This window comes from Arenibacter lacus (genome assembly GCF_008711145.1).
Classification (GTDB): Bacteria; Bacteroidota; Bacteroidia; order Flavobacteriales; family Flavobacteriaceae; genus Arenibacter; species Arenibacter amylolyticus.
In genome coordinates this window covers 18,472-32,028 of record NZ_VVIN01000026.1, presented here as the reverse complement: position 1 = coordinate 32,028, position 13,557 = coordinate 18,472, and the positions used below count along the sequence as shown (strand labels likewise).

The window sequence follows — 13,557 nt, the reverse complement described above, 5'->3', positions numbered from 1 at the left end:
TGGTTTCAATAAAGTAGGTGAATTACACAATGAAACTACAGACCCAAATACCATTAAAGAAGGCTAGCAGCCCAATAGACTACCAAAGTAAGGTGGTTTTATTGGGCTCTTGTTTTTCTAAAAATATAGGGGATAAGCTCAGTTACTATAAATTCCGTACCCTTTGCAATCCCTTTGGCACTCTTTTTCATCCGCAAGCAATGGAAGCATTGGTGCGTAGAGCGGTTAATAAGGAGTATTATACCGAGAATGACGTCTTTTGCTATAATGGACAATGGCATTGCTTTGATGTCCATTCCAGCTTTTCGGCAAATTCCAAAGAAGCATTGCTGCAAAATTTAAATACGAGTTTAGAGATTGCCTTAGCGCATATTACCAAAGCCTCCCACCTTATAATTACCTTGGGAACCGCATGGGTGTATCGGCATAAGGAAACAGATCGGATGGTTGCCAACTGCCATAAGGTGCCACAAAAGGAGTTTAACAAGGAAATGATTTCCATAGAAGAGAACACGCTTATTCTAAAGCGTATGGTGGAGTGTGTTGAAAGTGTTAATAAGAATATCCAGTTTATTTTCACAGTTTCCCCAGTAAGACATCTTAAAGATGGTTTTGTGGAAAACCAGCAAAGCAAGGCAAACCTAATCACCTCTATACATGCAATTCTTAGTGAAATATCGGCAAGGAAAGACAATACTGGATCCAAGGCACATTATTTTCCCTCCTATGAAATAATGATGGATGAATTAAGGGATTATCGCTTTTATAATGCGGATATGGTTCATCCCAATACCCTGGCAGTAGATTATATTTGGGAGAAATTTAGTTTTATGTGGCTGTCCACAACGGTGCTGCCAGTAATGGAAAAGGTAGACAAGGTTCAAAAGGGTTTGTTGCATAGGCCATTTAATCTATCTTCGGACCAGCATAAGAAGTTTCTGGTGAAACAACAACAAAAAATTAAGGAGCTCCAAGAAGAGTATCCGTTTATGAAATTTAAAGAATGAGAGGTTTTATAATTGGTGTGGTGTTGGCCTTAACGGCCGTCTTGATTATTCGTTCCTGTTCGGAAGAAAATAAGAAGGATTCTATTTTGGAGGAGAATGCGGTGATGTTGCAAAAACAGGTGAATAATGTAGCCAAGCTAATTGTTACTGAGGGACACTTTTCCCAAGTCTATAACTATAAGGATTCCCAACAACTTTTTGGGCCTTTAATCACTGCCAAGAAAAAGGCGTTGGTAGTGGTGAATGCGGAGGTGACGGTAGCATATGATCTAAGCTTAATCGATTTTGAGGTAGACAAGGAGTCTAAGACCTTGTATATCCGTAGTATTCCCGAAGCAGAAATTAAATTGTACCCAGATTTTGAATACTACGATGTTACAGCAGATTTTCTGAATCAGTTTAATGCAGGGGATTATAATAAGATAAAGAAAAACGTACACGCTTCCCTGATGAAGCAAATTAACGCTTCCTCGATAATTACCAATGCAGAAAACCGCTTGATAACTGAGTTGTCTAAGTTTTTGGTGCTCACCAATTCCATGGGGTGGACCTTGGTATATGGGGATCATACGGTTCAGGGATTGGAGGACCTACGAGCTCCAAGTCACATAATTAAAAATTGAGAAGGGGGCGTTTATCTTAAAAAACGGTTGGCCCACTTTATATACTGCTCCCAGTCGTACTCCGTTATATCGTGCTTGCCACTTCGTATATGATAGGCCAGGGTGTTTAGTATAGGGGTATTGGTGACGGGCATTTCTAAAGAGGGAATCCCTTTCTTTTTAAACAATTCATATACGGGAGTAGCATAATAGGCAGCGAGAAATTCCCCCTTGGGATCTGCCCAACGGTCTTCTTCAGCACTGGCAATATACAAGGGTCTTGGGGCAATCAGTGCCAAAAGTTGGTGTTGGTCTACCTCCAAGGCAGTTTCATTGTTATTATATTTTTGAAAATTGGAGCAGAACCAATGGGGGAAACGTTGATTGATGGTGGCAATGGTCTCTCCGTAGGTTCGTTTAGACATGGCAGCGCCACCACATCCAGAGTTGTTGGAGATCACCGCTGCGAATCGCTCGTCATTGGCCCCTGCCCAGAGAGCAGCTTTTCCAAGGCGTGAATGTCCAAAAACTATAACTTTAGAATTTTTGGTCTCCTCATACCTTTCCAAGAAATCCATGGTTCTGTGAAGTCCCCATGCCCAAGCGGCAATACTACCCCACTCATTTTCTTTTGGGTGTTGCTGGCCATTCTGATAAAAAAGGGCGTGAATACCATCGGAAAAATCGTTTTTGTCCGGGTCTACCTCCCCGTAGTATATGGTGGCCAATCCGTAACCGGCCTCGATAATTTGAGTTAAGGGCCATCGGCTGCTTTTTGCACCTCTTGTCTGCTCCGTTAAAGTATGGTTGGTAATTCCCAAAAGGGCATTGTTGTTGGTCCAAGCGGTGGAGACCAATACCTCCGTCTCATCGGTAACCGTGTGGTTGCCAAAGAAATTATAACCTAGGAATATAGGGGCATTCGCTACCTCCTTGGGGAGATATAGTAAGATGGTAAAGGTTAAACTTTTATTGTCCCTGCTAAAGGTTTGTTCAATCTGCAAGCGTTTGGCCATTCCTCCCAAGGCGTTGTGGTCCTTCTCCAAAATTTTGGAAGATAGGTGCGGCTTATGTGCTGGAAACGCACCATATACTTCGTTAGTGAAATATTGAAGGATTTCTGGTCTTCGCTTGTTTTTCCATTCAGAGGCAGTGGATATTTTTTCGCCTTCAAAGGTGGTTAGTGGGTTGGGTACCTTAAAAAAAGGTACGTTGTTTTCATCGTAAAGTGCTTGAGCTTTAGAAGAGGACATGGGATATAGAAATAAAAGCAAGGTAAAATGGACCAATAACTTCATGTAAGTATATTTCTAGGGCCATCTACCCCTTACTGTGCGTATATAAGTGAAAGCGCCTAAATTACTAAATTTTTATCCACCAATTCCAGGCCGTCATCAATTAAGCGGCCTACCTTGGGTTTGTTTCGTTTTACCTTCTCAAGGTGATTTACAATCCTATCGGCAAAGGCGTGGTCGCCGTTATTTTTTGCCAATTCATACAACTCCACCGATAGTAGCCAATCATCGGGATGGTTGTTTACCAATTCTTGAAATACCTTATTTCTGGAGATGTTGGTGTTTTTCCTTTCCCGGTATTCCCTAACCTGCCGATAAAGCTCCTCCAGTTGCAGTCGCCACTTGGTTGGGGTTGACTTTATGGTGGTGTCCGAAATGGTATGGGTAATTAAATCGAAACTAGAAAGGTCTGCAGGGCCGTTAAATACGGAATCAATGGTTTGCCCTACGGCCATATTGTAAAGCCCCTGTGCTGGGTGGAAAAGAATTTGGTCCTGGTATTTTACGGTGCAGTTGGAAAAAGTAATCAAGATAATTTCACCCTTTAGGTTTCGCGTGCCAGTTATTATTTCCCCACTTATGGTTACGCCACCCACAAATTCAAGAAGCACAGTTTCACCTTCGTAAATATTATAGGCTTTTAGGTCCCTTGGACTCATATCCTCAATAGCAATATTGATTCCTTTTAATTTTCCAACTGGAGAGCCAAACCCCTTGGGATAATGCCTTGTCCCATGTCCTATTAATTCCTTACCTCTATAAGACAGTGCGGTTTTGCCTTTGGTAGAGAAATAGATGGGCTTCCCTTCATGGGCAATGGTATTATCAAATTTCCCGGAAATTTGTATACCTGTGCTTAATTCCACGGTCCCCAATTCTTTAGATTCTACCAGTTTCTCCAATCCGCTTAGGCCTCCTTTCCGGAGGGCCATGGTATTGGCAAACTCTTCCAGAACTTGGTTGAGGTAGGCAAAATCTGGTGTGACAAATAATTGTGGTTGCGGCTGGGTAATGTCAAAAGAGGTGTGGACTGCTTCAATGGAGTAAGGGAGTTTCTTAACCTTGTCTGTCATGCACCAAGCACTCTCGCCAATAGAAGATAAAAGGCCGGCGCCATAAATTTTTGGGTTCTCCAAGGTGCCTATCAGCCCGTATTCTACCGTCCACCAGTGTAGGTTTCTGATAAGCGCCATTTCGCTAGGCTCCCCCATATTCTGTTGGAGATCCTCAATTTTTTTCTCTGCTTTTGTTATCAGTTCCTGGGGTGTGCCTTCGGCCTCCTTTATGATAGAAAGGTGTCTTACCGCTTCATAGAGCTCATAATCTTTTCTACTGGAAATGGCCTTGCTGCCAATTTCTCCAAACCTCCTTAGGTATTCTGCATATTCTGGATTGGCGATGATGGGAGCATGCCCGGCACCTTCATGAATGATATCTGGGGCAGGGGTGTATTCTATATGCTCTAACTGCCTAATGTCGGAGGCAATTACCAAAATATTGTAAGCTTGGAACTCCATAAATGCACTGGGAGGAATAAATCCGTCTACGGCTACCGCAGCCCATCCGATATCTTTCAAGATCCGGTTCATTCCATACATATTGGGAATATGGTCTATGGCAATACCTGTTTTTCGGAGACCGTCTACATAGCTTTTATGCGCAACCTTACTAAGGTAGTCAACATTTTTTCGCATTACATAGCGCCATACTGCTTGGTTAATAGGAGTGTATTCCTCATAGTTTTGAGGCTTTATATACTGCTTTAAATGCTGGGGCAGCTTATCCAATATATAGTTGCTTTTGTACGACATGGATGCAGGTTTTACAAATCAACTAAATATACAAAAAAGCAGCCCCAAAAGGAAGTGGGAATTCCTTTTGGGGCGTGGGCTTTCCAGAAAACTGGAAAAGGCCTTACATAATTGGGTGTAGCTCTTTATGAATACATTATAGAAAGCTATAAAAGTGTGCTTTTGCCTACCTCCTTATTTGCTTTCCGATCCCGGTGGATAGGCTTGTAGGATTTCGGCAACAAACTCTCTAATACGTGCCTCCTTCTTTTCAATGTTTTTAATATTGTGCAAGCTGCCAACTCCTCTTCCCTGCCATACTAGTTCCTTGTTTTTGGCATCTATAATATCTATGTATAAGGAGCCTTCCGTTCTGGTGCTCACATTACCATGGTTGTATGGGCCTCCCCAGAAATACGGATTCCATCCCCAGCCATAATATCCTGCGCCCCAATAATTACTATATACATCTACCTGCTGTCTTTCCTTAGTGAAAATACTGATTAAGATGTCTGGTTCATTAGATTTTACAAAACCTCGAGCGCTCATTTCAGCATCAATAGCTTTGAGTATTCTTTTCTTGTCAAGGTCCGAAATTTGGGCCTTGTCTATGCCAGTTTTGTAAAATGCAAAGGTCTTAAAATTGTTGAAATTTGCCTCTCTATCGTAATCGGTCAGCACTTGCACCGAAGAACAGGACGCCAAAAGTAGGATGGCGAAAAGGGGAGCAAATAGTAATTTGATATTTTTCATAACTATTTTTTTTAATTCGTATTCATTAAACTTCACAATAGGATATCACAAATATCATGCCGAATGGAATAGGAGTTACTTTCTTCTCGCCGTCTTGGGATTGTAGCCGTAAGGGCAATGTCTACAACCACTTTCGCAACAATATCCACGCTTTAAGAGGTATTGTTTTGTGAACACTTTATAGCCTTCTTCAGAGAGATAAAAATCCCCTTTCTCTATGGGTATTATTTTTTTCATTGCTGTAAATTTATGGGATTTAATTGAAAAGAGGGCTGAGAGTCCCATTCTTTGAGGCTATTTGGGTTTCTACTAGCTTGCTTTTTGGTTTTTTATCTTATTTAGCTAGTTTTAAATCGAAAAGCGCACATTATTGAATTAAGGACCGTTATCTTTATATAAGTTAGATTTCGCTTTATGGTTATTGTGTTTAAACATCTTTTTTATAAGGACTATGTAGGATTATCGGTCTGGCCTTTTATCATACTCAAGAATCGAGCTCTTATAAAGGATGTCGTTCTCATTAATCATGAAAAGATTCACCTACGGCAGCAAAAGGAATTATTGATTCTTCCCTTTTATTTTTTATACTTCCTGGAGGGCCTTATCCGGTTTTTTATATACTTCGATGCTTATACGGCGTATAGGAACATCAGTTTTGAAAGGGAGGCTTACCAAAATGAATCCAACCCACATTATCTGCAACAACGAAGACCGTATAGTTTTATTAAATATCTTTGGGCTGAAAAGCGATAATTGTGTCGGGTATCCATCAACATGTAGAACTTCCCCTATTAAAAGAAAAACAGGTTTCCCTAATTGTAAAAAGGGAAGACTTGATTCATCCCTATATTTCCGGGAATAAATTCCGCAAGTTAAAATACAATCTGCTAGAAGCCCAACAATTGGGGCATCGCACCTTGGTGACTTTTGGAGGGGCCTTTTCTAACCATATTGCTGCCACTGCCTATGCCGGAAAAGAGGTAGGCCTCCGTACCATTGGGATCATAAGGGGCGCTGAATTACAAGGGAATTATAATAATAATCCTACGCTGCTGCAAGCCAGTAAAAATGGAATGGACTTTATGTTTATTTCCAGGGAGCAGTATAGGGATAAGACTAACCCAGACTATTTGCAAAAACTCCAGGATACCATGGGGCCATTTTATCTGGTCCCGGAAGGAGGAACCAATGCCTTGGCTATAAAAGGCTGCGAAGAAATATTGAGGGAGCGAGACCTTGAGTACCATTACGTTTGTTGTAGTGTTGGGACAGGAGGTACCATGGCCGGTATCATTAATTCCTCTAGCAAGAACCAAACGGTATTGGGTTTTGCATCCCTTAAAGGTGATTTTCTAAGAAAAGATATTCGTAGTTTTGTCTCCAGGGATAATTGGGAATTAAAGACCAATTATCACTTTGGCGGTTATGCCAAGGTATCCCCACAGCTTATAGCGTTTATTAACTGGTTTAAGCGGGAAACCGGTATTCCTACCGATCCTATTTATACCGGAAAACTGTTGTATGGGGTACTGGATTTGGTGAAGCAGGACTATTTTAGACCTGGAGCGTCTGTTTTAGTGGTGCATACAGGTGGTTTACAGGGGATTGAAGGAATGAATATAAAATTAAAGAAAAGACAGCAACCATTGATTGAAGTATGATAAGAAGAATAATAACAATACTTGTTTTTGGATTTTTAATGATCGCTTGTGGCACTAAAAAGCGAGTTGCCCCATCGAAGAAGCAAATAGAGAGAACTGTAGAAAAGCCTGCGGAAAAAGCGCCAGAAAAAGAACAAAGGGAGCAGGGGAATGTGTTGTATCCACTTCCGGAGGATACGGGGAAGTTTGTGCAATTTCCAGTGAATTCGGTGGAAGAATATATCACGACTTTTTCGGAGATAGCGCGCTTTGAGATGAAAGCTTATGGCATCCCTGCCAGTATTACCCTGGCGCAGGGAATATTAGAGAGCGGAGCGGGTAGAGGGAATCTTACCCAAAGAACAAATAACCATTTTGGCATAAAGTGCCACACGGGCTGGAATGGCGATTATGATTTTCACGACGACGATGAGAAAGGGGAGTGTTTTAGGAAATACAACCACCCTATGTACTCTTTTAGGGATAGAAGTATATTTCTATCCTCCCGAGCGCGCTATGCCTTTTTGTTCAATTTAGATCACGACGACTACAAGGGTTGGGCAAAAGGCCTACGACAAGCTGGTTATGCCACAGATAGAAAATACCCGGAAAAATTAATTTCCCTTATAGAGCGATACGAACTGTATAAGTATGATAAGGAGGTGATAAAGTCTGGGAGAATAGTGAAAAAGGAACCACAGGAGTACAGGCTTACAACCTATGTGGTACAAAAAGGAGATACCCTGTATTCCATTTCCAGGAGGTATTTTATTTCTGTTCCGGAACTGATGGAAATGAATAATTTGAAGAACAGTAATTTGGCGGTGGGCCAAAAAATCACTGTAAAAGCTGTAAAAAAATAAATAAATATGAGATATAAAAGAAGTAGTGCCTTGTTTGCCGATGCGCAAAAAGTTATTCCTGGAGGGGTAAATTCCCCGGTTAGAGCATTTAAGGCAGTAGGAGGAGAACCCATATTTGTTAAGGAGGCCAAAGGAGCTTATTTGTACGATGAGGATGGGAACCGATTAATTGACTATATAGCTTCATGGGGTCCACTAATTTTGGGACATGCCCACGAACCTGTTGTTAATGCGGTAATAGAAAAAGCTAAAAAAGGTACTTCCTTTGGGATGCCTACAGAAATAGAAACCAAATTAGCGGAATTGGCGGTTTCCATGGTGCCCAATATAGATAAAATCCGATTTGTAAATAGTGGAACCGAGGCTTGTATGAGTGCCGTAAGGCTGGCCAGAGGCTTTACCGGAAAGGATAAGATTATAAAATTTGCGGGCTGTTACCACGGGCATTCAGATGCCTTCCTAATACAAGCAGGTAGTGGAGCGGTTACCTTTGGAAGTCCCAATAGCCCGGGGGTTACTCAAGGAACTGCCAAGGATACTCTTTTGGCCATCTACAACAATTTGGAAAGCGTAAAATCTTTAGTAGTTGCCAATAAGGGGGAAATTGCCGCCGTAATCCTTGAGCCAGTAGCTGGAAATATGGGATGTATTATTCCAGATGAAAGTTTTATTAAAGGATTGCGTGACCTTTGTACCCAAGAAGGGATACTGTTGATTTTTGATGAGGTGATGACCGGATTTAGATTGGCAAAGGGAGGTGCACAGGAAGTTTTGGGTATAGATGCAGATATTGTAACCTTTGGTAAGGTTATAGGTGGCGGATTGCCCGTAGGTGCTTTTGCAGCCAGGGATGAAATTATGAGCTACTTGGCTCCCGATGGTCCGGTGTATCAGGCAGGTACCCTAAGTGGAAACCCCTTGGCAATGAGTGCCGGATTAGCCATGTTGACCGAACTAAACAACAATCCGGCGATCTTTAGAAGTCTGGCGGATAAAACTAAATACTTAGGAGCTGGCTTGGCTAAGGTGTTGACAGATAACAATATTCCCTTTCAAAAAAATAGATTTGGCTCCATGATATCCATACATTTTACGGATGAGCCGGTGGTAGATTTTGAAAGCTCTGTTAAAGGGAACAATGATACCTTTAAAAAGTATTTTCACGGAATGTTGAGAGAGGGCGTTTACCTACCGCCAAGTGCATTTGAAAGCTATTTCTTGAATGATGCACTTACGTACGAAGATCTGGATGCCACTATTGCGGCTCTTTCCAATATTGTGGACGATTTAAAACAATAGGAGTAGTCTGGATGATAAACCTAAACTGAATGTTCATCATCCAGGTTTAGTGTATTAGGGGATATCCACACCCTAGTTTTTTCCTTAACATGAGAAAGGAACTAGGGAGCGGATATCCCTTTTATTATATGGTTAATGCCTTCTTGCATAGCGTGCCTTTTTGGCGTTTGCCATTCTATGGGATTTCCTTTTAGTATTGATTTTGTTCCAAACTATAAATTGTTCCTTAGATAGTATTTTTTGAAGCTGTTGCCTCTGCGCAATCTGATGATCCAAATGCGCTACTCTAAGCTCATAGCGCTGTTCCGAACTAAGAGGTTTTATCTCTCCACTTTCTCTTTTGGCTTGCATCTCCTTTCTTCGCTCCACGCGCGCGGTAACATTTTCTAAATTTAACTTTTGAATCTGTGCTTGTTGGGCATCGGTTAAATCTAGCGCCAAGGTCATTTTTTTGGTTTGCAGGGTTGCCATTTGCTGGGGAGTTAAATCCTTCATTCCCTTTCGGTTTCCCGTTTGCGCAATAGCGGTAAAGCCAAGTAGAAATACCATGGTAAAAACTAATTTTTTCATCCTTTAAAAATTTATGGGTTTACTAGTAGGACAGCTGAAACAACAATTGGTTTAATCTCGTATCTTATTTTTATGGAGGTTAGACTAGGAAAACATCTTGTTTTTATAAGATTTGGAAATGATTGCTGGGGATTTTCACCTAATTATTAAAATGTATAGGAAGGTTTCTTAGGGTGTTGTTAATAATATTGTTGGAAGTAGTTCCTGCCTGTGATATAAATAGGGAAGGGGGTGTTGAGCTTAGGAAATAGTAGCCCAAGAACTGACAACCTAGGTAAACGGGCCTACTAAACCAAGTGCAAAATACTGTCTTTGGTAGTTGCTGGCGACTTACACTCTATGTTGTTGAAAGAAAGAGGGATTAGCTCTGTTTTTCTAAACTAACAATAGTTTGGTCTATTTTCTCAACATGTTCTGTGGTAAGTTCTTCCGTAACTGTATGGGAATCTTCCTGGAGGTAGGTGCCTACCAAAGCCGAAAAAATGAAGCCGATTAGGTAGACTAAACTTTTAACTCTGTAGTTCATAGGTTTAGGGCGTTGTTTAGTGCTTCTAATTTAAGAGAACCTTTGGGAATGTACGAGTCATTGTTGTGAAACCAAGCTTTCTTGTGGTGTATGTCTACCTTGGATCGGTTTAGAAATTAGGATATTATAGAATTAAGTTTTTTCCAGGGTTTCAAATGGTTTTTTAATATGCTCCTCAGGGAGTATAGTGTCTTTATTTTCTTTAGGTATTTCAACCGACTGGGTAGGAGGGGGCGGCTCATTTTCTACGTCTAAATAGTAGTAAAAGACAGAGGCAGCTAAGAAACAGATAAAATAAAGCAGGCTTTTAATTTTATAAGACACTGATATGGGATTTTATTACAGCTGTAAATGTAGGAAATAACATCAACACCATGGCAATTGATAACAACCTTTAATAATCTTTAACCATGGTACCTTCTTTGATCCTATAAGCTATGGATAAGGTAGAACTTATAAAAAAAGTAGGCTAGGGTAAAATAATGCCCTAGCCTACTTTAATAAGGTGGTTCCTACTTTATTATTTAGGTTCCAAGATTTGGTTTATCCTCGTTACCGCATCCTGCAAGTGATACTTGCTCATGGGATCGGAGGTACGTGCAATGGCATTGTTTATATCTCGCTTTAAAACATTTAACTGGGCCCTAGCAATGGAGCGGATATCCGATTGGCTTGTGTTGATAGCGGTAGATTTACGGTAGCCGCCCATTTCGGATTGTTTGGCCTCGCTTTCTGCCGTCATCAAATAAGCCAAACGATCTATATGCGCCTTTTGTAGGTTTCTTCTATAGATGTCTATACTATTGCCTCTTCTCAATTCGGACCAGATTCCCTTTCTTAGGTCGTTCATCATATTTAACAGACTATACGCCTCCTTGCCGTTAATCGCCTCATTTTCTAGCAGCCTTGCCATTCGGCCCAGGCTTAAAATATTGTTTAAGGTCCTTTCTTGCGTTTTTCTAATCCTTTCTACAGAACCTGAATACTCAATTTTATTGAAAATGTTGGGGTCTATTAACCACTTTGGTGTTTTAAAAAGCTGGTCTTGGATGAAAATCATACAATTTTGCTGATGCTCCTTGGCTACTGGAGTATAAACTGCTCCCTCTTGGTCGTACGTTTTTTGATGTTCGTAAACACCTCCAATGTTATTACTAACATGGCCCATATATCTGTTGAATTGAGCAATAACCTGCCCGTACAAAACATTTAGATCCTTGTACTCCTTGCCATCCTCTGCCGTCCATTCTATTAATTGGGGAACAATCAACTTAAGGTTATTTATCCCGTAGGTACTTGCTTTAATGGCATCGTCCCCTAAGTCTTCTGTTTGGGAACTGGGGTCTACCACATCTCCCACTTGCTGATGTCCAAATCGGTATAGAGGGTCTCCTGCATGTTTTAGGATCCAGCTATCCAATATTTCTTTCTCCTCGGTTTCGGACTTGTCCAAAATTGGACGGTATCCCCAATTGATAGCATACTTGTCATAAATACCGATTTGAGGCATTAGCGCTACTCCTTCATCCCCTGGTTGAGCTACGTAATTAAAACGGGCATAATCCATTATAGAAGGTGCAGTACCGTATTTCTGTGTAAAGGTAGCAGAACGTAAGGAGTCTACCGGATAGGCGGCACTACTCCCCATATTATGGGGAAGGCCTAAGGTGTGGCCCACTTCGTGAGAGGATACGAAGCGGATTAGACGACCCATTACTTCTTCTTTAAAAGCTACGCCCCTTGCATCCGGATTGATGGCTGCGGTCTGTACAAAAAACCAGTTTCTTAGCAAGGACATTACGTTGTGGTACCAATTAATATCGGACTCCAATATTTCCCCACTTCTTGGATCGCTAACTCGCGGACCGTTGGCATTGGGAATGGGAGAGGCTAAATAGCGTACTACCGAATACCTAACATCTTCTGGAGACCATTCCGGATCTTCCTCTATGGTAGGAGGATCTTTAGCAAGAATGGCATTTTTAAAACCCGCCGCCTCAAATGCTACTTGCCAGTCTTCAATTCCCTGCTTTATATAAGGGACCCAATGTTCCGGGGTTGCCCGGTCTACATAATAAACAATAGGCTTCTTGGGTTCTACCAATTCCCCACGTTTAAATTTTTCTATATCCTCCTCTTTTACCTCTAATCTCCAACGATCTAAATAGGTAACTCGCTTGCTTTCTTGTGCGTTGAGACCATAATCTATTTGGCTACTGGTAAACCAACCAACACGAGAGTCGAATGCCCGTCGTTTCATAGGTTCTTCTGGCAAGAGAATCATGGAGTTGTTAATCTCAATGGAAATAGAACCCAAGGTGGCATTGGAAGGGGGATTGCCCGCAGCGTATGTTTTTACATGTCTGGCCTCTATGTTCAAGGGAAAGCTTTTAAGGGACTCAATATAGCTTCTAGAGCCTTCTAGTCTAGATACTTTGTACCGGCTACGGTAAAATTCTGGCATTCCCAAGGCTTTTACATCTTCCTCAAATAAGTCGTTTACCTGAATAACGGTGGCCAATTTGGTAGAATCCTTCTTGTTGATCGCCTTAATATCGAATGCATACAAAACCGGCTCAAAATTAGAGTTTACTACTGCTTCGTGGATTGGGAGAGAGTCCGATGCCACTACATCATGACTAACTACGCGGAGCAAAACCTTTTTGTCTCGCTTCTCCCATCGGAGGACTTTGGTATTAATTTTTCCTCCCCCAAAACCAATGCCGCTTGCCGTTTTGGAAATCCTGCTCACCATGAGCATCTCCTTGGAAAATAAGCTGTCTGGAATTTCATAATAGTATTTGCTGTCCACTTTGTGCACGTCAAATAGACCTTTATCCGTAATGGCCTCCTTGGTAATTACTTTGTCGTATGGCTGAATATCCCCTTTTTTAGGTTTTTCCGCCTCACTGGCCTGTTCTGTTTTTTTGGATTTCCTTTTAAAAATTTGGGCTTCGGTAGATGTAATAAAGCCCAATAACAAAAATGCAAATAGCATTTTTTGAAGTCGATTTGTAATCATGATTGAGTTATATGTTATTTTGTAAATTCAATTCCTTCAAAGAACTGAATTAATTTTAGAATCCGGAAATGTAGCCGGGGTATTGATTTATTTTCAATGAATACCCTTGGTTGATGGGAATAATTTGATGGCTGATGTGGTTTGTATCGTAAAATGCATCGAATTCGTGTTTTTCGTGAGTATGTTACAG

Annotated in this window: 13 protein-coding genes; 5 read left to right on the top strand and 8 right to left on the bottom strand. The window is 41.2% G+C overall.

Translation table 11 applies throughout. The annotated features are described in order from the left end of the window. Positions 1-29 precede the first annotated feature (29 nt). Entirely contained in the window at positions 30-1,007 is a 978-nt protein-coding gene (locus F1E73_RS09405; protein ID WP_150451766.1) for a GSCFA domain-containing protein, read from the top strand. Beyond that, positions 1,004-1,630, top strand: a complete 627-nt coding sequence (locus F1E73_RS09400) for a DUF4230 domain-containing protein (protein WP_086477945.1) — start codon at positions 1,004-1,006, stop codon at positions 1,628-1,630. The genes F1E73_RS09405 and F1E73_RS09400 overlap by 4 nt, the downstream gene beginning before the upstream one ends. Before the next feature lie 11 nt (positions 1,631-1,641). Here the strand turns inward: F1E73_RS09400 and F1E73_RS09395 are convergent, their stop codons facing one another. The 4 genes from F1E73_RS09395 to F1E73_RS17610 all read right to left on the bottom strand — a co-directional run bounded on the left by F1E73_RS09395 (position 1,642) and on the right by F1E73_RS17610 (position 5,684). Next, positions 1,642-2,907, bottom strand: a complete 1,266-nt coding sequence (locus F1E73_RS09395) for a glucuronyl esterase domain-containing protein (RefSeq protein ID WP_150451765.1) — start codon at positions 2,905-2,907, stop codon at positions 1,642-1,644. A 56-nt stretch (positions 2,908-2,963) separates the two neighbouring features. Next, positions 2,964-4,715, bottom strand: a complete 1,752-nt coding sequence (locus F1E73_RS09390; protein WP_086477943.1) for an aromatic amino acid hydroxylase — start codon at positions 4,713-4,715, stop codon at positions 2,964-2,966. 174 nt (positions 4,716-4,889) lie between these two features. Further along, the gene (locus F1E73_RS09385) at positions 4,890-5,447 is read right to left on the bottom strand and encodes a DUF4136 domain-containing protein (protein ID WP_086477976.1); all 558 of its coding nucleotides are present in this window, start codon (positions 5,445-5,447) and stop codon (positions 4,890-4,892) included. A 75-nt stretch (positions 5,448-5,522) separates the two neighbouring features. After that, on the bottom strand, positions 5,523-5,684 hold the full coding sequence (locus F1E73_RS17610; RefSeq protein ID WP_191089000.1) for a DUF5522 domain-containing protein: 162 nt from the start codon (positions 5,682-5,684) through the stop codon (positions 5,523-5,525). Between the two features lie 518 nt (positions 5,685-6,202). Here F1E73_RS17610 and F1E73_RS09375 point away from each other — a divergent pair. From F1E73_RS09375 to hemL, 3 genes are read left to right on the top strand one after another with little or no spacing between them, the layout of a single operon-like run. Further along, complete coding sequence (locus F1E73_RS09375; RefSeq protein ID WP_150451764.1) at positions 6,203-7,108, top strand: 1-aminocyclopropane-1-carboxylate deaminase/D-cysteine desulfhydrase; 906 nt, start codon at positions 6,203-6,205, stop codon at positions 7,106-7,108. Continuing rightward, positions 7,105-7,950 carry a glucosaminidase domain-containing protein gene (locus F1E73_RS09370; RefSeq protein WP_150451763.1) on the top strand — a complete coding sequence of 282 codons (846 nt, stop codon included), beginning with the start codon at positions 7,105-7,107 and terminating at the stop codon, positions 7,948-7,950. The genes F1E73_RS09375 and F1E73_RS09370 overlap by 4 nt, the downstream gene beginning before the upstream one ends. 6 nt (positions 7,951-7,956) lie before the next feature. Then, positions 7,957-9,249 (top strand): glutamate-1-semialdehyde 2,1-aminomutase, encoded by a 1,293-nt coding sequence (hemL, locus tag F1E73_RS09365; RefSeq protein WP_150451762.1) that lies wholly within the window; start codon positions 7,957-7,959, stop codon positions 9,247-9,249. A 132-nt stretch (positions 9,250-9,381) separates the two neighbouring features. On the opposite strand, the gene F1E73_RS09360 is transcribed toward hemL, so the two are convergent. From F1E73_RS09360 to F1E73_RS09350, 4 genes are all read right to left on the bottom strand, one after another. Further along, entirely contained in the window at positions 9,382-9,819 is a 438-nt protein-coding gene (locus F1E73_RS09360) for a DUF4890 domain-containing protein (RefSeq protein WP_086477938.1), read from the bottom strand. A 361-nt stretch (positions 9,820-10,180) separates the two neighbouring features. Beyond that, the gene (locus F1E73_RS17605) at positions 10,181-10,345 is read right to left on the bottom strand and encodes a hypothetical protein (protein WP_176328518.1); all 165 of its coding nucleotides are present in this window, start codon (positions 10,343-10,345) and stop codon (positions 10,181-10,183) included. Positions 10,346-10,477: 132 nt separating this feature from the next. Further along, the gene (locus tag F1E73_RS09355) at positions 10,478-10,669 is read right to left on the bottom strand and encodes a hypothetical protein (RefSeq protein WP_150451761.1); all 192 of its coding nucleotides are present in this window, start codon (positions 10,667-10,669) and stop codon (positions 10,478-10,480) included. 196 nt (positions 10,670-10,865) lie between these two features. After that, positions 10,866-13,367: a zinc-dependent metalloprotease gene (locus F1E73_RS09350; RefSeq protein WP_150451760.1), complete on the bottom strand. Its 2,502-nt coding sequence runs from the start codon at positions 13,365-13,367 to the stop codon at positions 10,866-10,868. Positions 13,368-13,557: the final 190 nt, after the last annotated feature.

Excerpts from the sequence above, each read along its gene's own strand:
- F1E73_RS09405 (WP_150451766.1), top strand. The coding sequence starts at position 30 with ATGAAACTACAGACCCAAATACCATTAAAGAAGGCTAGCAGCCCAATA.
- F1E73_RS09400 (WP_086477945.1), top strand. The coding sequence starts at position 1,004 with ATGAGAGGTTTTATAATTGGTGTGGTGTTGGCCTTAACGGCCGTCTTG.
- F1E73_RS09395 (WP_150451765.1), bottom strand. The coding sequence starts at position 2,907 with ATGAAGTTATTGGTCCATTTTACCTTGCTTTTATTTCTATATCCCATG.
- F1E73_RS09390 (WP_086477943.1), bottom strand. The coding sequence starts at position 4,715 with ATGTCGTACAAAAGCAACTATATATTGGATAAGCTGCCCCAGCATTTA.
- F1E73_RS09385 (WP_086477976.1), bottom strand. The coding sequence starts at position 5,447 with ATGAAAAATATCAAATTACTATTTGCTCCCCTTTTCGCCATCCTACTT.
- F1E73_RS17610 (WP_191089000.1), bottom strand. The coding sequence starts at position 5,684 with ATGAAAAAAATAATACCCATAGAGAAAGGGGATTTTTATCTCTCTGAA.
- F1E73_RS09370 (WP_150451763.1), top strand. The coding sequence starts at position 7,105 with ATGATAAGAAGAATAATAACAATACTTGTTTTTGGATTTTTAATGATC.
- hemL (WP_150451762.1), top strand. The coding sequence starts at position 7,957 with ATGAGATATAAAAGAAGTAGTGCCTTGTTTGCCGATGCGCAAAAAGTT.
- F1E73_RS09360 (WP_086477938.1), bottom strand. The coding sequence starts at position 9,819 with ATGAAAAAATTAGTTTTTACCATGGTATTTCTACTTGGCTTTACCGCT.
- F1E73_RS17605 (WP_176328518.1), bottom strand. The coding sequence starts at position 10,345 with ATGAACTACAGAGTTAAAAGTTTAGTCTACCTAATCGGCTTCATTTTT.
- F1E73_RS09350 (WP_150451760.1), bottom strand. The coding sequence starts at position 13,367 with ATGATTACAAATCGACTTCAAAAAATGCTATTTGCATTTTTGTTATTG.